Source organism: Micromonospora sp. NPDC047738 (assembly GCF_040642675.1).
GTDB lineage: Bacteria > Actinomycetota > Actinomycetes > Mycobacteriales > Micromonosporaceae > Micromonospora.
In genome coordinates this window covers 1-21,640 of record NZ_JBEYSO010000020.1, presented here as the reverse complement: position 1 = coordinate 21,640, position 21,640 = coordinate 1, and the positions used below count along the sequence as shown (strand labels likewise).

At 72.4% G+C, this 21,640-nt stretch carries 14 protein-coding genes; 8 read left to right on the top strand and 6 right to left on the bottom strand.

Annotation, left to right across the window (positions count from 1 at the left end; genetic code table 11):
- The first annotated feature begins 71 nt into the window (after positions 1 to 71).
- Positions 72 to 2,075, top strand: a complete 2,004-nt coding sequence (gene ctaD / locus ABZ783_RS25900; protein WP_357442339.1) for a cytochrome c oxidase subunit I — start codon at positions 72 to 74, stop codon at positions 2,073 to 2,075.
- Positions 2,076 to 2,136: 61 nt separating this feature from the next.
- Here the strand turns inward: ctaD and ABZ783_RS25895 are convergent, their stop codons facing one another.
- From ABZ783_RS25895 to ABZ783_RS25885, 3 genes are all read right to left on the bottom strand, one after another.
- Positions 2,137 to 3,273, bottom strand: a complete 1,137-nt coding sequence (locus tag ABZ783_RS25895) for a SigB/SigF/SigG family RNA polymerase sigma factor (RefSeq protein ID WP_073838182.1) — start codon at positions 3,271 to 3,273, stop codon at positions 2,137 to 2,139.
- A 223-nt stretch (positions 3,274 to 3,496) separates the two neighbouring features.
- Positions 3,497 to 4,909 (bottom strand): hypothetical protein, encoded by a 1,413-nt coding sequence (locus ABZ783_RS25890; protein WP_357442336.1) that lies wholly within the window; start codon positions 4,907 to 4,909, stop codon positions 3,497 to 3,499.
- Positions 4,910 to 5,148: 239 nt separating this feature from the next.
- Entirely contained in the window at positions 5,149 to 6,273 is a 1,125-nt protein-coding gene (locus ABZ783_RS25885; RefSeq protein WP_357442334.1) for a Vms1/Ankzf1 family peptidyl-tRNA hydrolase, read from the bottom strand.
- Positions 6,274 to 6,416: 143 nt separating this feature from the next.
- On the opposite strand from ABZ783_RS25885, the gene ABZ783_RS25880 reads away from it, so the two are divergent.
- On the top strand, positions 6,417 to 6,965 hold the full coding sequence (locus tag ABZ783_RS25880; RefSeq protein ID WP_357442332.1) for a hypothetical protein: 549 nt from the start codon (positions 6,417 to 6,419) through the stop codon (positions 6,963 to 6,965).
- Positions 6,966 to 6,989: 24 nt separating this feature from the next.
- Here the strand turns inward: ABZ783_RS25880 and ABZ783_RS25875 are convergent, their stop codons facing one another.
- Entirely contained in the window at positions 6,990 to 7,328 is a 339-nt protein-coding gene (locus ABZ783_RS25875) for a DUF3817 domain-containing protein (RefSeq protein WP_357442330.1), read from the bottom strand.
- 184 nt (positions 7,329 to 7,512) lie between these two features.
- Here ABZ783_RS25875 and ABZ783_RS25870 point away from each other — a divergent pair, with 184 nt between their 5' ends.
- Complete coding sequence (locus ABZ783_RS25870) at positions 7,513 to 8,991, top strand: glutamate--cysteine ligase (RefSeq protein WP_357442328.1); 1,479 nt, start codon at positions 7,513 to 7,515, stop codon at positions 8,989 to 8,991.
- A gap of 9 nt (positions 8,992 to 9,000) precedes the next feature.
- On the opposite strand, the gene treZ is transcribed toward ABZ783_RS25870, so the two are convergent.
- Positions 9,001 to 10,725 (bottom strand): malto-oligosyltrehalose trehalohydrolase, encoded by a 1,725-nt coding sequence (gene treZ, locus ABZ783_RS25865; protein WP_357442326.1) that lies wholly within the window; start codon positions 10,723 to 10,725, stop codon positions 9,001 to 9,003.
- A gap of 214 nt (positions 10,726 to 10,939) precedes the next feature.
- Positions 10,940 to 13,060 (bottom strand): glycogen debranching protein GlgX, encoded by a 2,121-nt coding sequence (gene glgX / locus ABZ783_RS25860; protein ID WP_357442324.1) that lies wholly within the window; start codon positions 13,058 to 13,060, stop codon positions 10,940 to 10,942.
- A 318-nt stretch (positions 13,061 to 13,378) separates the two neighbouring features.
- On the opposite strand from glgX, the gene ABZ783_RS25855 reads away from it, so the two are divergent.
- The 5 genes from ABZ783_RS25855 (at position 13,379) to ABZ783_RS25835 (ending at position 21,537) form a co-directional block, all read left to right on the top strand.
- Complete coding sequence (locus tag ABZ783_RS25855) at positions 13,379 to 14,776, top strand: glycosyltransferase family 4 protein (RefSeq protein ID WP_357442322.1); 1,398 nt, start codon at positions 13,379 to 13,381, stop codon at positions 14,774 to 14,776.
- 169 nt (positions 14,777 to 14,945) lie between these two features.
- A complete protein-coding gene (locus ABZ783_RS25850; protein ID WP_073836575.1) occupies positions 14,946 to 15,602 on the top strand; it encodes a response regulator transcription factor in 657 nt (218 codons plus the stop codon).
- A 123-nt stretch (positions 15,603 to 15,725) separates the two neighbouring features.
- Positions 15,726 to 17,828, top strand: a complete 2,103-nt coding sequence (locus ABZ783_RS25845; protein ID WP_357442320.1) for a M14 family zinc carboxypeptidase — start codon at positions 15,726 to 15,728, stop codon at positions 17,826 to 17,828.
- A 76-nt stretch (positions 17,829 to 17,904) separates the two neighbouring features.
- The gene (locus tag ABZ783_RS25840) at positions 17,905 to 18,615 is read left to right on the top strand and encodes a fasciclin domain-containing protein (RefSeq protein ID WP_357442318.1); all 711 of its coding nucleotides are present in this window, start codon (positions 17,905 to 17,907) and stop codon (positions 18,613 to 18,615) included.
- A gap of 99 nt (positions 18,616 to 18,714) precedes the next feature.
- Positions 18,715 to 21,537 carry a M14 family zinc carboxypeptidase gene (locus tag ABZ783_RS25835; RefSeq protein WP_357442316.1) on the top strand — a complete coding sequence of 941 codons (2,823 nt, stop codon included), beginning with the start codon at positions 18,715 to 18,717 and terminating at the stop codon, positions 21,535 to 21,537.
- Positions 21,538 to 21,640 lie beyond the last annotated feature (103 nt).

Here is a 21,640-nt window from a genome sequence, read left to right as displayed (position 1 = left end):
TCTCGCCTGGTTTTATGGGTATCGGGCGGGTATGCCTGCCCGTCCGTTCTGTCATCGACGGGGTGAGAGCGATGCCCAAGCGGGTAGTCACGGAACCGGGCAGGGACCGAGGGCCCGCGATCCTCGCGCCGGCCCACTTCGGGGGGTATCCCGGGCCCGTCCGGGAGGCGGTCAAGGGCAACTCGCTCTGGCGGCTGTTGCGCAGCACCGACGCCAAGGTGATCGGGTTGCTGTACCTGACGACGTCGTTCATCTTCTTCCTGATCGGCGGGGTGCTGGCGCTGCTGTTGCGCGCCGAACTGGCCCGACCGGGGCTGCAGTTCCTCTCACCCGAGCAGTACAACCAGTCGTTCACCATGCACGGCACGATCATGCTGCTGCTCTTCGCCACCCCGCTGGTGTTCGCGTTCGGCAACTACATCGTCCCGCTCCAGATCGGCGCGCCGGACGTGTCGTTCCCCCGGCTGAACGCGCTCGCGTACTGGCTGTACCTGTTCGGCGGCTCGATCGTGGTCGGCTCCTTCGCCACGCCCGGCGGCGCCGCCGACTTCGGCTGGTTCGCGTACACGCCGCTGAGCGAGGCCCAGCACAGCCCGGGAGTCGGGGGCAACATGTGGATCGTCGGCCTGGTCATCTCCGGGCTCGGCACCATCCTCGGCGCGGTCAACATGATCACCACCATCGTGACCCTGCGCGCCCCAGGCATGACCATGTTCCGGATGCCGATCTTCACCTGGAACCTGCTGCTCACCAGCGTGCTGGTGATCCTGGTGTTCCCGCTGCTGGCCGCCGCGCTCCTCGCGCTCGGCGCGGACCGGCTCCTGCACTCGCACGTGTACGACCCGACCACCGGCGGGCCGATGCTCTGGCAGCACCTGTTCTGGTTCTTCGGGCACCCCGAGGTCTACATCGTGGCGCTGCCGTTCTTCGGCATCATCACCGAGATCATTCCGGTCTTCGCCCGCAAGCCGATCTTCGGCTACACCGGTCTGGTCCTCGCCACCATCGCGATCACCGTGCTGTCGATGAGCGTGTGGGCACACCACATGTTCGGCACCGGGCAGGTGCTGCTGCCGTTCTTCAGCGTGCTCAGCTATCTCATCGCGGTGCCGACCGGGGTGAAGTTCTTCAACTGGATCGGCACCATGTGGAAGGGACAGCTCACCTTCGAGACGCCGATGCTGTTCGCCGTCGGCTTCCTGGTCACCTTCCTCTTCGGCGGGTTGACCGGGGTGCTGCTGGCCAGCCCGCCGGTGGACTTCCACCTGACGGACTCCTACTTCGTGATAGCGCACTTCCACTACGTGCTCTTCGGCACCATCGTCTTCGCCGCCTTCGGCGGGGTCTACTTCTGGTTCCCGAAGATGACCGGCCGGCTGCTCGACGAGACGCTCGGCAAGGCCCACTTCTGGACCATGTTCGTCGGCTTCCACACCACCTTCCTGGTCCAGCACTGGCTGGGCAACGAGGGCATGCCCCGGCGCTACTCCGACTACCTGCCCTCCGACGGCTTCACCACCCTGAACACCGTCTCCAGCATCGGGTCGTTCGTCCTCGGCGCGTCCACGCTGTTCTTCATCTACAACGTCTGGAAGTCCTGGCGGTACGGCGCGCAGGTCACCGTCGACGACCCCTGGGGCTACGGCAACTCGCTGGAGTGGGCCACCACCTGCCCGCCCCCGCTGCGCAACTTCGACCGGATGCCCCGGATCCGCTCCGAGCGGCCCGCCTTCGACCTCAAGTACGGCCGCCTGGTCGCCAGCCTCGGCAGCGACCTGCCGCAGCGCACCACCAAGCCGCCGCAGCACCTCGCCGAGGAGTTGCACCGCGAGCGGCACGTCCCCGAGGCGCCGGCCGCCGAGGGGGCGCACGGCGCCCGGGAGGCGGTCGCCTACCACCCCGCGCCGCAGTCAGGCGCCCGGCCGGTCGACGTGCCGGAGCCGGAGGAGATCCTCCGGCCCAGCTTCGAGGAGAGCGACGAGCCCGAGGAAACCATCCTGGGCGCGGAGCGGACACCGGTGGAGAACGAGGAGTGGCGCCACCCGCGCGGGCGCGGGGACACCGAGGAGTACTGATCCGGAGTCACCGCGAGCGGGCCGGCGCCACGGGGGCGTCGGCCCGCTCGGGCGCACGGGGTCAGTCGGCGGCCGGCAGGCCGGCCGCGGCGAGTGACCGGCGTACTGCGGGCTGCACCCGGGTCAGCCGCAGCGGCACCCCGGTCCGGGCCGCCGCGTCCCGGCCGGCCATCAGCGCGGCGATGCCGCCGGCGTCGAAGCCGCCCGCACCGACCAGGTCGACCACCACCTCCCGGGGCTGCCCGGTCACCGCCTCCAACATCGCCTTGCGGAGCTGGTCCGCGCCGTCCCGGTCGACCTCGCCGCCGACCTCGACGACCACCCGGTCCCCGTTCTGCCTGACCGAGATCTTCGCCTTCGCCGGCTCGGACTCGTTCGCGCCGTTCTGCCACGGCGGCGGAGCGTCGGCGAGCATCGCCTGCCGCAGCCAGGTCAGCGCCCGGGAGAGCAGCCGGGAGACGTGCATCTGGGAGATGCCGAACCGGGCCGCAATCTCCGCCTGGGTCTGGTTGCCGTAGAAGCGCATGGCGAGGATCCGCCGCTCCCGCCAGGGCAGCCGGTGCAGCAGGCCGCTGACGGTGACCCGGTCGTCGACCGACTCCAGCGCGTTGTCCGACTCGCCGACCAGATCGCCGAACTCGGCGGAACTCTCCCCGCCGACGGGGGCGTTGAGCGAGGCCGGGCTGTAGCCGGCGGCCGACTCCAGCGCGGCGAGGATCTCCTCCTCGGGCGTCTCCAGCCGTTGGGCCAGTTCGGCCACCGTGGGGGCCCGGGACAGCTCGCTGGTCAGCGCCGCGGTCGCCTGCCCCACTTCCAGGATCAGGTCGCGCAGCCGGCGGGGCACGTGCACGCCCCAGGTGCGGTCCCGGAAGTGCCGTTTGATCTCCCCGACGATCGTGATGGCCGCGTACGCGGTGAAGGAACCCCGTTCCGGGTCGTACCGGTCGACGGCGTTGACCAGGCCGAGGCGGGCCACCTGCTCCAGGTCCTCCAGCGGTTCCCCGCGGCCCCGGTAACGGCGGGCCAGCCGGCCGGCGAACGGCAGCGCGAACCGGACGAGATCGTCCCGCGCCTCCTGCCGCCGCTCCGGCGGCAGGCCCTCGATCCGGGCCGCGTACGCCAGGGCCGCCGCGTCGAGGTCCTCCAGGCCCCGCTCGGTGGGTGGTGGTGTGGTGGGTGTGGTGGTCTGTCCGAACATCCGCGCCTCCCTCAGGAAGGTCCCCCGCCCGGATTGGGAAGACCGGTCGTGCGCGTGGTCGGGCCACGCACCGGGCCGGAAATGGGTTAGGTGACGGAACGCCAGGAGCGGCGGCAGCTCGCCGCTACGGCATCGTGGGCCGTCTCGCAGCGAGCGGTGTTCCCGCTCCGTAGGTACTCAATCACGGACCGCGGGATCGTGAGGATGTTTCGGCGGGGTTCGGTCAGGAGACGAGCAGTCCCTGGTGGGCGCCCGCGTCCCGGAGCGCCGCGAGGGCCTCGGCCATCCGCAGCGGCGGCGGGGTCGGCAGGTCGTACGGCTGGTTGCGCAACACCTCGGTGGCCCGCCGGGTCGGCACGGAGGTGACCGGGTAGCCGCGGGCGGACGCCCGGTCCAGCGCCCGGCGCCGGCGCCCGAAGCCGGCCACGGCGAGCCACTGCGGCAGGCCGGCCAGGGCGGGCGACCGGACTCCGGGCGGCTCCGGCAGCACGTCCACCGAGCTGAACGGCTCGCTGCCGGCGAGCCACCACTCCGCTCCCTGCACCCGGCGCCGGGTCGCGTTCTCGCACCAGTACGGCACCAGCCCGGCCCGCACCACCTGCCACGGGTCGAGCAGCCGGCCGCACTCGACCACGAGCCGGTCGCCGGTCTTGCCGGCCCGGCGCAGCCAGCGCCGGTACAGGTCGGCGGTGGCGGCGCTCAGCGCGTCCGGCTGCGGGACGAGCACCCGGTGCAGCGGATGCCCGTGCCGGCTGGTCCACTCCCGGGCGTTGTGCTCGAAACCGGACTCCACACCGTTCTCCGCGTACGCCGCCGGGCAGGAGACGTCCGGCGGCGCCCAGTGCGCGCTGTCCCCGCCGGCGGAGCGGAGCACCTGGCGCAGCGCGTGCGCGTCCGGGTGGAAGTCGACCGGGTCGAGGCCGCTGGCCGGGGAGCCGACCTGGAAGCTGTGCCCGGCCCCCTCGTCGAGCACCGGCCAGGTACGCGCGTCGTGCAGCAGCAGCACCGGCGCGGCGGGCTCCAGCCGGTCGGCCAGGAACCGGGCGTACGCCCCGGGCAGGGCGCGCCAGCGCACCGCGAGGGCAACCGTGGCGCCGGCCGACGCGCCCCGGCTGGCCGGGCAGTGCACCTGGCGGACGTGCACGTCCCGATTGGCGGCGAGCAGCCGGCCGGCGAGGGCGGCGCCGTGGTCGAGCGCGGCCTGGGGCCGGTCCACCGTCCCGCGGGTCCAGTGCACGGTCAACTCGAAGCCGGCGGGCAGCCAGGGCACGCCGAGGGCCACCGCGAGGTGCACCGCGGCGCCGTGCGGGGAGCCGAGCACCACCCCCGGCCAGCGGCCGGCCGGGTACTGGTCGACGATCCAGCCGGCCACCCGCTCCGCGTCCACCTCGGCGACCTGCGCCGGGGCCAGCGCGACCCGGCCGGCGGCGCGGGCGGCGGCGGCCCGGCGCACCGGCTCGGGGGCGCCGGCGAAGCGGGAGAACGGGGTGGGGTGGCCGAGGTCGGCGCAGTCGTCGCCGCGCAGCGCCCGGGCCGTCGCGGCCACCAGCACCCGCGCGGTGCTGCCCGCCGCCACGATCCGGTCGCCGCTCAGCCCGCTGCCGTCGGTCGTCGACCCCACGGGCCCCTTCCGCACCGGCCCCACCTTGCCTCGTTCGCTCACCACGCGGCCCGGCTTCCCGTCCCGATGGGGTCTAAACGGGGCATCCCCCCACGGGCCGGACCAATCCTCGGGTGTCCGGCGCCACCGCGCTTGTCGCGCACCGGCCCCAGGCACGTCGAGTCCGCCCAAGATCCGCACGGGAACGGGAAGTTGCTGCCTCGCGGCGCGCGAAGGCAGCAACTTCCCCGATGTTGTGGCGGCGTCCCGTACGGTCAGGGACGGCCCCGGCCGGGGGTGCTGGCGTCGACGTAGCGCAGCACCGCACCGACCCCGTCGGTGAGTTCGGGCGCCTCCTCGGGCGCGAGCACCGTCAGGTCGGCGTCGGTGCCGACCAGCGCGCGCAGCAGCGCGGCGTCGGCGCGGACCCGCTGCGGATCGGCCACCGACATGGCCGCCAACTGCTGTGGATCGGTGGCGATCTCGGTCGGCTCGGGGCCCACCCACAGCTCGCCGGTGGCCGACGGGTCGTCCACGATCAGCATGGTGTCGACCTGGTTGCGTTGCAGGGCGGAGACCACCGCGGCCAGCCCGGCCCCGACGTCCTCCTGGGTGCCGAACCTGTCCAGCGCGGTGCTGATCCGCTGGTCGGCGACCTCGGCGATGGTCTGCACGGTGACGTCGTCCATGAGCATGGGGTCGGCACCCCGGGCGCGGGAGCCGGCGTCGGTGCGGACCAGCACGTCCTGCCAGCGCTCCGGGAGCTGGGCGGCGATCATGCCGGTGGCCCGGACGTCGCCGGCCACCACCACCACGTCCGCGCCCACCCGGTCGGCCAGGTCGGCGGTGGCCGCGGCGGTGTCGCCGGCGTTGTGGTGCCAGGCTTCCATGGCGGCGCGCTGGTAGCGGGACTGGGACCAACCGCCGGGATTGACCCGGCGTAGCTGGTAGCTCTCCCGCCCGACGACGTGCGACTTGCGCGGCACCCCGCCCGCGCTGACCGCGATCGCGTCCGCGCCGATCCGGTCGGCCAGCACCCGCACCCAGGCGATCTGCTCGCCGCGCTGGGCGACCAGCGGCATGGTGTGCGGCAGGGCGGACCAGCTGGCCAGGTCCCGCAGCGGCGGCGCGGAGAGGTATTCGGTGAGCACCACCCGGCCGCGTGTGGCGAAGATGGCCACGCCGTAGTCGCCGGGCATCGGATCGTGCCGGCGGACCACCTCCTCGACCGCGTCGACGGTCACCTGGTCGGCGCCCTGCTCCAGCAGGCTCCCCTTCAGGGAGCGCCAGCGCAGGTCGACCGCGGGACGGGAGTCGTGGGTGTCCCGGGAGGCGTCCAGGTACACCGAACACCACGGCCCAGGGCGGTCGTAGAGCGGGCGCAGGAAGGACAGCTGCATGCTCGACCCCTTTCCAGCTCGGCCGCACGCATACCCGCACCACCGGGGATGTCACCTGGCCGGGCCGGCGCCCGTGATCGACTTTCATTCATGTCTTTCAACCTGTGAGGTCGATACCATGAGTGAACTGAACCGGACTCTCGGTGGTGATCATGGACACTGACCTTCACATCCGGCGCGCCGTCCACCCGACGGAGCGGATCGTCAACGGCCGACTGGTCCGGCTCATGGAGGGCTACGCGCGCGAGGTGCGGGTGGGGCAGCCGGTGCTCGTCGCGGTGCTGACCGCGGCAAGTGTGGTGGGGCTGCCGGTGCGGATGGCGCGGGCGCTGCTCAGCGCCGGCGGCGGCGGTGCCCGGCGCCGGTTCAAGGAGCTGAAGAAGGGGCCGGAGTTCCTGGTCACCCCGGTCCGGCTGCGCGACCCCGCCAACCGGCTGCTGGAGGTGGAGCTGCACGGTCACCTGCCGCAGAGCGCGCTGCACCCCGGCGACCACCTGCAGCTCACCCTGCGGCCGCAGCGCGACGACGACCTGCCGCCGCGGATCGAGCGGATCGTCAACCTGACCACCGGGCAGCTGCTGACCCCGCGTACCGCCACGGTCTGGTCCCACCTCGGCCCGCCGCTGCTGCTCCAGGCGGCACTCGGCGCGCTGCTGGTGCTGGGCGTGGCTTCCTGCTCGGTGCTCACCTGAGGTTCCGCCCCGCCAGGGCGGCGGTCAGCCCACCGGGGTGAGCGGACGGTCGACCGGCGCGGGCGCGCCCAGCAGGCCGCGCCGGCGGGCCCACCGCTCGAACAGCACGGTGGCGAACGGGGGCACCGCGCAGGCCAGGGCGACGGCGGTGTGCCACAGCGACCAGCGGTGCTGCCGGGCCACCACGAGGACGAGGAGTCCGTACACCACGAAGAGCGCGCCGTGGATCGGGCCGAACACCTGCACGCCGAGCTCGTTGCGCGGCGGGCCGTACTTGACCGCCATGCCGGCCAGCAGCCCCGCCCAGGAGCACGCCTCGGCGATCGCCGCCGCCACGAACAGCCTGGTCGTCTTCTCGCGCATCCGCACTCCCCACGATCCGTCCGCGCCATGCTAACCGGCCGAAGCGTCGGGACCGGGCGACCACGGACACGACGCGACGGGGATCACCGGGGCCCTGCGCGGGTAGTAAGGGGTCCTTCGGGTCTTTCCCCATCCCGCCGTGCCGTGCGAGGTTAGGGGGACCAACGGTGACAGGGTGGTGACCATGGGCGAGGACGTCGGCGTACGCACCTTCAGCCGCGAGGATCGGGCCCGCTACCGGGAGAAGGTACGGCGCTGCCTGGACGTCTTCGCCGAGATGCTGCGCGAGTCCCGCTTCGACGTGGAGCGGCCGATGACCGGGCTGGAGATCGAGCTCAACCTGGTCGACGACGACTCGCAGCCGACGATGCGCAACGCGGACGTGCTCGACGCGGTCGCCGACCCGGCCTTCCAGACCGAGCTGGGCCAGTTCAACGTGGAGATCAACGTGCCGCCGCGCCGGCTCGGCGGCACCGGCACCGCACAGTTCGAGGAGAACGTCCGGGCCAGCCTCAACGCGGCCGAGGAGAAGGCCCGCACGGTCGGGGCGCACATGGTGATGATCGGCATCCTGCCGACCCTGCGCCCGGAACACCTGACCGCCGCCACCCTCTCGACGAATCCCCGCTACACGCTGCTCAACGAGCAGATCTTCGCCGCCCGCGGCGAGGACCTGCGGATCTCGATCAGCGGGGTGGAGCGGCTGGTGGTCACCGCGGACACCATCACCCCGGAGGCCGCCTGCACCAGCACCCAGTTCCACCTCCAGGTCAGCCCGGCCCAGTTCGCCGACCACTGGAACGCCGCTCAGGCGATCGCCGGCGTCCAGGTCGCCCTCGGCGCCAACTCACCGCTGCTCTTCGGCCGGGAGTTGTGGCGGGAGACCCGGGTGCCGCTGTTCCAACAGGCCACCGACACCCGCGCGGAGGAGATCAAGGCCCAGGGGGTACGCCCGCGGGTCTGGTTCGGCGAGCGCTGGATCACCAGCGTTTTCGACCTGTTCGAGGAGAACGTCCGCTACTTCCCGGCGCTGCTGCCGGTCTGCGACCCGGAGGACCCGGCCGAGGCCCTGGCCAGCGGCGACGTGCCCGGCCTGGCCGAGCTGCGGTTGCACAACGGCACCATCTACCGCTGGAACCGCCCGGTCTACGACGTGCTCAAGGGGCGCCCGCACCTGCGCGTGGAGAACCGGGTGCTGCCCGCCGGCCCGACCGTGCTGGACACCATCGCCAACGGCGCGTTCTACTTCGGCCTGGTCCGGGCGCTCGCCGAGTCGGACCGGCCGTTGTGGTCGCAGATGTCGTTCAGCGCCGCCGAGGAGAACTTCGCCACCTGCGCCCGGCACGGCATCGACGCCCAGGTGTACTGGCCCGGGCTGGGCTACCTGCCGGTCACCGAGCTGGTGCTGCGCCGGTTGCTGCCGCTGGCCCACCACGGGCTGGACCGGTGGGGGCTCGACCCGGACGAGCGGGACCGGCTGCTCGGCATCATCGAGCAGCGCTGCCTGACCGGCCGCAACGGCGCCACCTGGCAGGTGGAGACACTGCACCGGCTGGAGTCCGCCGACCACCTAGACCGGCCGGAGGCGCTGCGCGAGGTGGTCCGCCACTACGTGGACCTGATGCACAGCAACCGGCCCGTCCACGAGTGGCCGATCCCCTGAGCCGCACTGTCAGAGGGCGACGATCGCGGCCGACTCCGGCGGCAGCTCGATCCCGTCCCGCATCACGGTGACCCCGCTCTCCGTGGCGAGGAGCACCCGGCGCACCACGCCCGGCAGGTTGATCCGCTGCGGCTTGCCGGCCAGGTTCGCCACCACCAGGCACTCGCCCCGGCGCATCAGCAGGAACTGGTCGCCGTGCCGCACCTCGACCCGGTTCAGCCGCGGGTCGGACAGGTCGGGTCGGCTCTTGCGCAGCGCGATCAGCCGCCGGTGGAAGTCGTACATCTCCCGGTGCTCGGGCTTGTCCAGCTCGGCCCAGTCCAGCCGGGACCGGACGAAGGCCTGCGGGTCGGGCACCGCCCCCGCCGGCCAGCCGTGCGCGGCGAACTCCCGCCGCCGGTCGGCCGCCACCGCAGCGGCCAGTGCCGGCTCGGGGTGGCTGGTGAAGAACTGCCACGGGCTGGTGGCCGCCCACTCCTCCCCCATGAACAGCATCGGGGTGAACGGCGCGGTCATCAACAGGGTGGCGCCGACGCGCAGCAGACCGGCGGAGAGCGTCTGGGAGATCCGGTCACCGGTGGCCCGGTTGCCGATCTGGTCGTGGTTCTGCAGGTACGCCACGAACCGGTGGCCGGGCGTGCGCTGCCGGTCCACCGGCCGCCCGTGACTGCGGTTGCGGAAGCTGGACCAGGTGCCGGCGTGGAAGAACGCCCCGGTCAGCACGTCGGTCAGGCACTCCAGCGAGCCGAAGTCGCCGTAGCAGCCCTGCCGCTCGCCGGTGAGCAGGCTGTGCAGGGCGTGGTGGGCGTCGTCGTTCCACTGGGCGTGCAGGCCGTAGCCGCCGGCCTCCCGCGGGGTGATCAGCTTCGGGTCGTTGAGGTCCGACTCGGCGATCAGCGACAGCGGGCGGCCCAGGTGCGTGGAGAGCGACTCGACCTCGACCGCCAGCTCCTCCAGCAGGTGGGTGCCCCGCGAGTCCGGCATGGCGTGCACGGCGTCCAGCCGCAGCCCGTCGACGTGGTAGTCGCGCAGCCACATCAGCACGCTGTCGACGATGTAGCGGCGTACCCCGTCGGAGTGCGGCCCGTCCAGGTTGACCGTGCGGCCCCACGGGTTGCGCTGCTCGGCGAGGTACGGCGCGAACATCGGCGCGTAGGCCCCGGAGGGCCCGAAATGGTTGTAGACGACGTCGAGGATCACCCCCAGCCCCCTGGCGTGCGCGGCGTCGACCAGCCGCTTGAGCCCGTCCGGCCCGCCGTACGGCTGGTGCGGGGCGTACCAGCAGACCCCGTCGTAGCCCCAGCTGTGCTCGCCGCTGAAGGCGTTGACCGGCAGCAGCTCGACCAGGTCGACGCCGAGGTCGACCAGATGGTCGAGGTGGCCGACGGCGGCGTCGAAGGTGCCCTCCGGGGTGAAGGTGCCGACGTGCAGCTCGTACAGGACGCTGCCGGGCAGCTGCCGGCCGGTCCAGCTCTGGTCGGTCCAGCGGAACGCCGCGTGGTCGTAGCGGCGGCTCGGCCCGTGCACGCCCGCCGGCTGCCAGGCCGACCGGGGGTCGGGCAGGGCCCGCTCGTCGTCGTCGAGCAGGAACGCGTAGTCGGTGCCCGGTCCGGCGCCGGGCACCTCGACCCGCCACCAGCCGTCCGGCCCGGGACGCATGTCGCGGTCGGCAACGCCGGGCAGGCGCAGCCGAACCCGGGCGGCTTCGGGCGCCCACACCGTGAACTCGGTCATGCGGCGGCCTCCACAGAGTCAATGGGAGCGAGGAGGGCGACGGGATAGGTGCTCAACAGATCATGAAGGAGCAGCTCAAACCCACTGTAGACCCGACCGGTGAACATGTCCGCAACACGATGAACGGAAATCGACAGGGTCGTTTCCCGCCAGCCGCCGGCCGTCGAGTCGTGAGGGCGGCGGGCCCGGGCGGGCCGCGAGTCGGCGGGCCCGGTCAGGCCGTCCGCTGCAGGACCAGCAGCGCTCGGTCGGGCACGCGCACGGTGCCGCCCGCCTCGACCAGCAGGGTCTGCTCCGGATCCGGGTCCGCGGTGCTGATCACCAGTTGCCACCGCGGCCCGAACTCGGCCCCGGGCAGCGTGCAGTCCAGCGGCGCGTCGTGCGCGTTGAACAGCAGCAGGAAGGAGTCGTCCCGGTGACGCTGGCCGTACTGGCCGCGTTCCGGGATGCCGTCGCCGTTGACGAAGAGGGTCACCGAGCGGCCGAAGTCGTTCCCCCAGTCCTCGCCGGTCATCTCCCGGCCGTCGGGGGTGTACCAGGCCAGGTCGGGCAGGGCGGAGCCGGCGGCCCGGCCGCCCACCGGCAGGCCGGTGAAGAATCGGCGCCGGCGGAACACCTGGTGCCGGTTGCGGAAGTCGGTGAGTCGCCGGACGAAGTCGAGCAGCTCCTCGTCGGCCCGGTCCCAGTCCACCCACGCCAGCTCGCCGTCCTGGCAGTACGCGTTGTTGTTGCCGTGCTGGGTGCGGCCCAGCTCGTCGCCGTGGCCGATCATCGGCACGCCCTGGGAGAGCATCAGGGTGGCCAGGAAGTTGCGCCGTTGCCGGGCCCGCAGGGCGAGCACCGCCGGGTCATCCGTCGCCCCCTCGACACCGCAGTTCCAGGACCGGTTGTGGCTCTCGCCGTCCCGGTTCTCCTCGCCGTTGGCCTCGTTGTGCTTGTCGTCGTACGAGACCAGGTCGGTGAGGGTGAACCCGTCGTGGCAGGTGACGAAGTTGATGCTGTGGAAGGGCCGGCGGCCGTCGTCCTGGTAGAGGTCGGCGGAGCCGGAGATCCGGGAGGCGAACTCGGCCAGGGTGGCCGGCTCGCCGCGCCAGAAGTCCCGCACGGTGTCCCGGTACTTGCCGTTCCACTCGGTCCACCGCGGCGGGAAGTTGCCCACCTGATAGCCGCCGGGCCCGACGTCCCACGGCTCGGCGATCAGCTTCACCCGGCTCACCACCGGGTCCTGCTGCACCACCTCGAAGAAGGTGGAGAGGCGGTCGACCTCGTAGAATTCGCGGGCCAGGGTGGCGGCCAGATCGAACCGGAAGCCGTCGACATGCATCTCGGTGACCCAGTAGCGCAGCGAGTCCATGATCAGCTGCAACGAGTGCGGGCTACGCACGTTGAGGCTGTTGCCGGTGCCGGTGTAGTCGACGAACTGGCGCCGGTCCGCCTCGCTCAAGCGGTAGTAGCTGGCGCAGTCGACGCCCTTGAAGCTGAGGGTCGGGCCGAGGTGGTTGCCCTCGGCCGTGTGGTTGTAGACCACGTCGAGGATGACCTCGATGCCGGCCGCGTGCAGCGCCTTGACCATGCCGCGGAACTCCTGCACCTGCTGACCTCGGCCGCCGAGCGCCGAGTAGCCGTGGTGCGGGGCGAAGAAGCCGATGGTGTTGTAGCCCCAGTAGTTGCGCAGGCCCAGGTCGGCCAGGCGGTGGTCGTGCACGAACTGGTGCACCGGCATCAGCTCGACCGCGGTCACCCCGAGCCGCTTGAAGTAGTCGATCATCACCGGGGACGCGATCGCCGCGTACGTGCCGCGCAACTCCTCGGGGATGCCGGGGTGGCGCATGGTCAGCCCGCGCACGTGCGCCTCGTAGATCACGGAGTGGTGGTACGGGGTCCGTGGCGGCCGGTCGTTGCCCCAGTCGAAGTACGGGTTCACCACCACCGACTTGGGCATGAAGGGGGCTGAGTCGGTCTCCGACATCCGGTCCGGGTCGCCGCCCAGCTCGTAGTCGTAGACGGCCGGGTCCCAGGCGACCTCCCCGTCGACCGCCTTGGCGTACGGGTCGAGGAGCAGCTTGTGCGGGTTGCCGCGGACCCCGTTGGCCGGGTCCCACGGCCCGTGCACCCGGTAGCCGTAGCGCTGCCCCGGCCCGATCCCCGGCAGGTACGCGTGCCAGACGTACGCGTCGACCTCGCGCAGCTCGACCCGGCGCTCGGCGCCGGTGTCCCACTCGTCGAACAGGCAGAGCTCGATCTTCTCCGCCACCTCGGAGAAGATCGCGAAGTTCGTGCCCATCCCGTCGTAGGTGGCGCCGAGGGGGTAGCTCTCGCCCGGCCAGACCTGCATGTCGCTCCTTCGGACCTCGATCACGAGCGCACCGGTCGGGCGGGCCGCGGTGCGCACGCCGCTATTGCCCCGCCGTACGTTCCGCCAACCCACCCGTTCGGACAGTAGCCGGAATCCACCCACCTGATATCGACCGAACCCTCAGGTGTTGTCCGTCACGATCGCCCTTTTCCAGGTGCAAGTTCGCGCGAGATGCCGTTTCCTGGTATCCGGACGTGCGCGCCCGCGCCGATCCGCCGGCCGTTCGGCCACCCTCACCACGCTCACCACGCCGCCAGAGTCGCCGGCGCGCACCACCATGCCTGGACGGAGATTGATGTGACCATCCTGCGGGTCGGCGAGCAGCCCGCCACCGCGACGGAACCACGGAACCGACCCACCCGCACCGCCCGCCCGACCATCCCGCAGCAGCCCGGCGTGCCGCCCCGGACCCGCCGCATCCTGATGCTGTCGTGGGAGTACCCGCCGGTGCTCGTCGGCGGCCTCGGCCGCCACGTACACGCCCTCTCCGTCGCGCTGGCCGCCGCCGGCCACGAGGTCACCGTCGTCACCCGCCACGCCGAGGGCGCACCCCTGGAGGAGTACGCCGACGGCGTGCGGATCGTCCGCGCCGCCGAGGACCCGGTCACCTTCCCCCTCGCCACCAACTCCCTGCTGGCCTGGACCATGGCGTTCAACCACACCCTCACCCGGGCCGCGCTGCGCGCCGCCGAGTCCGGCGGGTACGACGTCATCCACGCCCACGACTGGCTGGTCGCGCACACCGCGATGACCCTGCGCGAGCACCTGGACGTGCCGCTGGTCAGCACCATCCACGCCACCGAGGCCGGCCGGCACCAGGGCTGGCTGCCCGAGGAGATGAACCGCACCATCCACGGCGTCGAGCACTGGCTGGCCGCCGAGTCGGGCCGGGTGATCGTCTGCTCCGGCTACATGCGCGACGAGGTGGCCGCCCTGTTCGGCGTGCCGGCCGGGCGGGTCGACGTGGTGCCCAACGGCGTCGAGCCGCAGCGCTGGCAGGCGCCGGCGGCCGCGGTCGCCGCCGCCCGGGCCCGCTTCGCCGGGGACGGCCCGCTGGTCACCTTCGCCGGCCGGCTGGTCTACGAGAAGGGGGTGCAGCACCTGCTCGCCGGGCTGCCCCGGCTGCGCCAGCGGCACCCCGGGCTGCGGGCCGTGGTCGTCGGCGACGGGCCGTACCGGGCGACCCTGGCGGCCGAGGTGCACCGGCTCGGCCTGGGTGACACCGTGAGCATGCCGGGCTTCCTCGGCGGCACCGACCTGCCCGCGGTGATGGCCGCCGCGGACTGCTTCGCGGTCCCGAGCATCTACGAGCCGTTCGGCATGGTCGCCCTGGAGGGGGCGGCGGCCGGTGCACCCCTCGCCGTGTCGCGGACCGGCGGGCTGGCCGAGATCGTCGAGCCGGGCGTGACCGGGATGACGTTCGCCCCGCAGGACCCGGACGGGCTGGTCGAGGCGGTGCACGCGCTGCTCGCCGACCGGGAGCATGCCCGGGCCCTCGCCCGCCGCGCCCGCACCATGGTCCACGAGCAGTACGGCTGGTCGGCGATCGCCTCCCGCACCGCCGCCACGTACGCCGCCGCCATCGCCAAGGACGCCGCGTTCACCGCCGAACGGGCCGAGCAGCGGATGGCCCTCGGCCGGGCGCTCCCGCCGCTGCCGGAGGGCAACCTGCTGGCCGCTGCCGGGCTCCGCTGAGGCGGACCCGCGGGCGGGCGACGGTGGGTCGCCCGCCCGACGGCGGGGGTCACCGAGATGGGTCGAGGCACGTCATCATGCGGTCACGATCTTCCGTCCGGGCTGGTCACGACCGCTGCCATCGGACAGACTCGCGTGGACCTGTCGGGACGAGGTCCAAGGAGACGCGGTGCGGGTGCTTATGGTCGAGGACGACCTGCGAGTCGCGTCCGCGTTGGCCGCGGCGCTGCGCCGGCGGAACCACGTGGTCATCGCGGCCACCACCGCGTCGGAGGCGACCGCCGCGGGGCCGGTCGATCTCGTCCTGCTCGACCTCAACCTGCCCGATCGGGACGGCCTGGAGTTGTGCCGGCAGATCCGCCGGCGCAACGAGGACGTCGCCATCATCCTGGTGACCGCCCGGTCCGAGGAGCGGGACCGGGTGGCGGGGCTGCGGGCCGGCGCCGACGACTACGTCGTGAAGCCGTTCTCGATGGCGGAGCTGCAGGCCCGGATCGAGGCGGTGATGCGCCGGACGGCCCGCGCCGCCCGGGTGGAGACGACGCTGGAGGTGGGCGACCTGCGGGTCGACCTGAACGCCCGGCGGGTCTGGCTCTCGGACCGGGAGGTCAGCCTGACCCGCAAGGAGTTCGAGCTGCTGATGGCGTTGGCCCGGCAGGCGGGCACGGTCGTGCCCCGGGACCGGCTGCTGATGGACATCTGGCAGACGACCTGGAACTCGGGGCACACCCTGGACGTCCACGTGGCGGCGCTGCGGGGCAAGCTCGACGACGCCGGCCTGGTGGAGACCGTACGCGGGGTGGGCTACCGGCTCCGGTCGGGGTAGCCCGCCGGGGCGTGGCCCGGGGAATCCTCAGATCATTCTCAAGAAATCCCGCACCGCCGACCGTGGCGCACGTCACTGGCGTGTGCTGTCCGGACGTGTCATCCCACCTGTTCTGGAGCTTCCATGAGAGACAGACGGACGACGGCGATCCTCTCCGTCCTGCTCGCCGCCAGCCTCGCGGCGATCACCGGGCCCACGCCCGCATATGCGGCGGCGGCCGAGCCTAACCAGGTAGACGGCCTCACCGTCACGCAGGCCGACGGCTACGCCACCCTCGCCTGGACGCCGGTCGACGGCGCCACCGACTACCAGATCGAGCGCACCCCGGTCGCCGCCGACAACTCGGCCACCGGTCCCGCCGTGATCACCGGCGTGTGGCGGCCGAACCGCCAGATCAACAACTCCTCGCCGACCTTCGCCGACGCGGGGTTCAACCCGGGCACCCGGTTCCAGTGGCGGGTGCGCGCCCGCTTCGGGACCACCGCGCAGCCGTACTCCGAGCCGGTGGCGGGCACCACCGCGGCGCCGTGGGGCGACCCGAACGTGCCGGGCGAGAACCTGCGGACCCAGTGGGAGACCACCCTCGCCGCGCAGTACACCAGCGACGTCAACGAGTACGCGTACACCAAGGCGATCGACGACCTGAGCGACCGGGTCCGGGTCACGGAGATCGGCAAGACCGCGCTCGGCCGGCCGATCAACATGTTCGTCATCGGCTACCCCACCCCGCCGGCCACCCCGGAGGCCGTCGCGGCGACCTCGCCGCTGATGGTCAACTGCAACGTGCACGGCAACGAGCCCGGTGACCGCGAGGGCTGCCTGATCATGGCGCGGAAGCTGGCCTTCAGCAACGACGCCCGGACGATCGACCTGCTGTCGCACACCACCGTCCTCATCGTGCCGACCATCAACGGTGACGGGCGGGCGGCCAACACCCGGGGCAACTCCACCGGCCAGGACCTGAACCGCGACTACTCGCTGATCCGCCAGCCGGAGACCTTCGCGCTGGTGCAGATGCTGCGCGACTACCGCCCGATCGCCGGCTACGACGGGCACGAGTTCGGCAACTCCAACGCCGGTGACCTGCCGATGCTGCCGCCGCGGCACCAGAACGTGGCCCAGTCGATCTTCGACGAGTCGCAGCACATGATCGAGGGTCACATGTACACCGAGGGCGCCAAGGACGGCTGGTGGCCGTGCCCGTACGGGTGTAACGGCGGCGGAAACGTGGGCCTGAGCGAGGAGACGATCCTGCGCAACACGCTGGGCCTCAAGAACGTCGTCAACTCGCTCCTGGAGCTGCGCAGCTCCGGTGGCACCACCCGGCCGGACGAGGGCAACACGGCCAACAACCGGCGGCGCAAGACGTACTCCGCGATGTGGACCTTCAACCAGTTCCTCGACTACCACCGGGCGAACCTGAAGGAGATCACCACGGCGCGGGCCGACGCGATCACCTTCCAGGTCTCGAACACGGGCCGGATCGTCTTCCGCGGTTCCCGTCCGATCCCGGCGCACCCGGCGCCGCACCCGGGTGAGGCCCCGCCGCCGCTCGACGCGCCGCGCGACGGCCAGATTCTCGACAACGTGCCGTGCGCGTACAAGCTCACCGAGGAGCAGTACAACGGGGAGCGCACCGACGGCCCGGCCGGCCAGCGCACCACCGTGGCCCAGCGCCTCGCCGCGCACGGCCACAAGGTGGTCAAGGTCGCCGACGGGTACCTGGTCCCGCTGGCCCAGCCGGAGCGGGGGCTGATCCCGCTGCTCCTCGACGGCGAGGGCGTCGAGAAGCTGGTGGACGGCGAGCGGGTGTACCCGACCGTCACCGGCAAGCACAACGGTCAGCTGGTGGTCTCCGGGGTGACCTGCCTGCGGGACGCCACGGTGACCGGTCCGGTCCGGGTCCGGGCGGGCGGGACGCTGATCGCGACCGGCTCGTCGATCACCGGCCCGGTGGACGCCAGCGGCGCGGCCGGGGTCTTCCTGACCGACACCGCGGTGGAGGGCCCGGTCCGGATCGCGCAGACCAGCGGTCCGGTGGTGGTCGTCGACGCGAAGGTCACCGGCCCGGTCGAGGTGTCGGGCAACCGGGGCGACGCGCCCCTGGTGGCGGCCAACACCGTGACCGGCCCGCTGCAGTGCAGCGGCAACACCGCTGCTCCGGTCAACCTGGAGCTGGGCAACTCGGTGCAGGGCCCGAAGAGCGGGCAGTGCGCGAGCCTGTGACCCGTTGATCGTCGTACCGGCAGGCCCGACCTCCCGGGCCTGCCGGTGCGACCCGTTTCTGGACCTGGAGAACGCCATGGACCAGCCCGTCCTTCCTCCGCCACCCCGACCCCTCCCCCGGCTCCGGTGGCCGGCCCGCCGTCACCACCCCCGGCGACGGATGGCGGCGCTCGCCGGGGCCGCCCTGTCCCTGGTACTCACCGGCACGGCCTGCTCCGGCGCCGAGCGGCCTGCGGCGGCCGGCGGGGCCGGCGCACCGGCGGCCGTAGCGGTGACCGGACCCCTGTGCGACCTGCTGCCCACCGGCAGCGAGCCGGGCAACCCGGCCGCCCTGGCCGGTCAGCCGGCCGAGGCGGCCCTGCAGTGGCTTCCCGTGCTCACCACCTTCGAGGCGGCCGTACGGGCGTCCGGGCTGGCCGAGGACCTGCACGGCGGGTCGGGGGTGACCATCCTGGCCCCGACGGACGACGCCTTCGCCGCCAAGTTCTCCGAGGACAACCTGGACCAACTGTTCATCACCGACAAGGAGAAGCTTCGCGGCCTGCTCCGCGACCACCTGGTCGCCGGGTCGCTGTCGCTGTCCGACATGGTGGCCGCCGGCGGGGTCACCACGCTCGCCGGCACCAAGCTCACGGTCACCGGGGGCGGCGCGAGCGTGCGCCTGGCCGACCAGGCCGACACCGTGTGTGCCGACTACCGGGCCGCCGACGCGCGGATCCACATCATCAACCGGGTGCTCGGTAACCTGCCCACCACCGGCGGCCCGGGCGGGCACCGGGCGCACTGAACGGCACCAGAGGCCCCTTGACCACACGAAACCGCAGATCATAGGGTTTCGAATCCACCCCAGTTGATCTACCCCCAATCAGCGAAGAGAGGCATCCCGATGCGCCTGTCGAAGCGTCCGCCCGGGGCGGTCCCCCCGAAGAGAACAGCCGGCGTCGCCACGCTGCTCCTGCTGGCCGGCCTGACGCCGTTGCTCGGGGGCGCCCCGGCCGGCGCCGCCCCCACCGCCCCCACCTGCAGCAACGACCCCGCTGCCCGACTGTCCACCGTGCCCAGCCCGGAGTCCGCGCTGGGCTTCCCGCTCGGCACCGGCCAGGAACGCGTCGTCACCAACGACGAGGTCCGTAGCTACCTGAAGGCCGTCGACGACGCCTCCGACCGGGTGGTCACCGGCGTCATGGCGACGAGCGTGCTCGGCCAGCCGCTGCCGTACGCCATCGTCTCGAACGAGCGGCACGTCCAGCCGGGCGCCCTGCAGCAGATCGCCCGGGACATCCGCGACCTGCGGGATCCGCGCGGGATCACGGCGAAGAAGGCCGCCGAGACCGCGACCGACCGCCCGGCCATCGTCTGGGTGACCGCGAACGTGCACGGCGGGGAGAAGAGCGGCACCGACGCCGCCCTGAAGACCCTGTACGAGCTGGCCTCCGGCCTGTCCTGCGCGGTCGCGGAGCGGAACGACAACCTGGTCACCGTCATCGTGCCGACGCAGAACCCGGACGGCCGCGACGCCAGCCGCCGGCAGAACGAGTACGGCTTCGACATGAACCGGGACTGGTTCGCCCGGACCCAGCAGGAGACCGACGGCAAGATCGAACTCCTGCGGCAGTACCCGCCGCAGGTCTTCATCGACGCCCACGAGATGGGTGGCCGGCAGTACTTCTTCCCGCCGAACGCCGACCCGATCCACCACGAGATCTCCAGCGAGAATGTCGACTGGATCAACCGGATCGGCGAGGCCAACAAGGCGGGCTTCGGTTTCAACGGCGCCTGTGGCGGGGCCGTCACCACCGAGTGCTACTTCAACTACTCGACGTACGACCTGTTCTTCATGGGTTACGGCGACACCGTCCCGGCCGCCGGCTTCGGCGCCGCCGGCATGACCTTCGAGAAGGGCAGCGCGTCGGCCGTGGCCGACCGGGTCCAGCAGCAGTTCCACACCCAGTGGTCGACCCTCGGCTGGGCCGCCGCGAACAAGCACGAGGTGCTGAGCAGCTACTTCAAGATCTGGACGGACGCGCTCGCCGAGGGCAAGGCCGGCACGCTGGAGCCGAACGAGGTGGTCCAGCCGACCAACACCGTCCAGTTCCCGGTGCCGGACGTCAAGATCCGGTCGTACTTCCTGCTGCCCGACCGCCAGCTCGCCGACGTGCGCCAGCTGGTCGAGCGGCTGCGCCGGATGGACGTCGAGGTCTACGAGGTCACCAAGCCGACGAAGGTGCCCACGGCCCGGATCTTCGGTGGGCGTTCCGCGACCGACGTGACGGTGCCGGTGGGCGCGTACTGGATCCCGATGGACCAGCCGCAGAAGCACTGGATCCAGGGGATCATGGGCGAGGACCCGTACGTCCCGTTCCCGTACTTCTACGACGTGTCGTCCTGGAGCAACCCGCTGCTGATGGGGGTCAACGCCCTCTACACCGGCGACGACGTCCGGCCCCCGGCCCAGCTGGTCCGGCAGATCTCCGGCGGCAAGCCCTTTGCCGCCGGGGCGAAGGGTTCGTACGCGTACCCGCTGGACTCCGCGGCGGCGGCCGAGCTCACCTTCCGGCTGCTCGGCCAGGGGGTGCCGCTGGTCCGTGACCTCGAGACCAGCGTGGTCGGCTTCCCGGCGAAGAGCCTGACCCCGGAGATCGACCAGCTGGCCCGGTCGCTCGGGGTGACCCTGAACCCGCACGACGCGGCGGCCAGCGGGACCGCCGTCGACCTGCCGGACGTCGGGCTGTTCCAGGGCACCGGCATCTCCACCACCTCCGGCTCGCACGGCGAGGCCCGGTACGTGCTGGGCAAGCGGTGGGGCCTCGACCTCAAGCCGGTGACCACCGCCGACATCAACGACAACACCCCGGCGTTCACCGAGCGCACCGTGCTGCTCGTGCCGGACGGCAGCAGCGCGACCGGCGGGCTCACCGCCGCCGGGCAGGCCAACCTGCGGAACTGGGTCGCCCAGGGCCACACCTACCTCGGCCTGCGCAACGAGGGCACCCGGATGGCCCGGGCCGCCGGCCTCACCTCCACCACCGAGAAGACGAAGCCGGCGGACTACCGGATGATCGGCTCGCACCTGCGGGTCGACGTCGACGGCAGCAGCCCGGTCGCGCTGGGCCGCCCGGCGGAGGACTTCGAGTTCAACAACAGCGACTCGATCCTGACGCCGAGCACCACCGGCACCAACGTCCTCACCTACCCGTCCGACGACACCTTCTGGGCCAACGGCTACACGGTGCGCGCCGACGCGCTCAAGGGGACGGTGGCGCTGGTGGACGAGCCCACCGGGGCCGGCCGGGCAGTGCTGTTCGCGTTCAACCCGCTGTTCCGGGCGTACAACGAGAACGGGCTGCACCTGGTGGCCAACACGCTGCTCTACCCGGCGGGCGCGGGCGCCGCGCCGAGCCGGGCCGCCCTGAGCCGCACGACCGGCGTCGACCCCGCCCGGGCCGCCGCCGCGGCGGCGCCGGTGGCGGAGAACCTGGGCGGCGAGTGGCGGCCGATCACCGTCGAGGTGGCGGCCGGTGACCGCGACCGCGCCGAGGCGGTCGTCGCCCGGTACACCGACACCGCCCGGGTCTCGGTGGTGAACGGGTCGGCCTACCTGGTGATCCCGAACCGGGACGGCCTGCTGGCCGACGAGCACCCGTACCTGCGTGAGCTGGTGAACGCCCTCCGGGACGCGCAGATCCCGCTGCGCTCTCTGGTGGGCTGACGCACCAACCGTGGAGGTGTGCGGGGTGAGCTGACCGGCCCCGGCTGGGCTCGGCGGCTCCGGTGGTCGTACCGTTGTCCGGGACCGTCCGGTTCAATCCACT

What these genes read in the sequence shown, in the direction of transcription:
- ABZ783_RS25875 (WP_357442330.1), bottom strand. Translation starts at nt 7,328, where the DNA reads ATGCGCGAGAAGACGACCAGGCTGTTCGTGGCGGCGGCGATCGCCGAG.
- glgX (WP_357442324.1), bottom strand. Translation starts at nt 13,060, where the DNA reads ATGCAGGTCTGGCCGGGCGAGAGCTACCCCCTCGGCGCCACCTACGAC.
- ABZ783_RS25895 (WP_073838182.1), bottom strand. Translation starts at nt 3,273, where the DNA reads ATGTTCGGACAGACCACCACACCCACCACACCACCACCCACCGAGCGG.
- ABZ783_RS25885 (WP_357442334.1), bottom strand. Translation starts at nt 6,273, where the DNA reads ATGCAGCTGTCCTTCCTGCGCCCGCTCTACGACCGCCCTGGGCCGTGG.
- ABZ783_RS25840 (WP_357442318.1), top strand. Translation starts at nt 17,905, where the DNA reads ATGGACCAGCCCGTCCTTCCTCCGCCACCCCGACCCCTCCCCCGGCTC.
- ABZ783_RS25870 (WP_357442328.1), top strand. Translation starts at nt 7,513, where the DNA reads ATGGGCGAGGACGTCGGCGTACGCACCTTCAGCCGCGAGGATCGGGCC.
- ABZ783_RS25845 (WP_357442320.1), top strand. Translation starts at nt 15,726, where the DNA reads ATGAGAGACAGACGGACGACGGCGATCCTCTCCGTCCTGCTCGCCGCC.
- ABZ783_RS25835 (WP_357442316.1), top strand. Translation starts at nt 18,715, where the DNA reads ATGCGCCTGTCGAAGCGTCCGCCCGGGGCGGTCCCCCCGAAGAGAACA.
- ctaD (WP_357442339.1), top strand. Translation starts at nt 72, where the DNA reads ATGCCCAAGCGGGTAGTCACGGAACCGGGCAGGGACCGAGGGCCCGCG.
- treZ (WP_357442326.1), bottom strand. Translation starts at nt 10,725, where the DNA reads ATGACCGAGTTCACGGTGTGGGCGCCCGAAGCCGCCCGGGTTCGGCTG.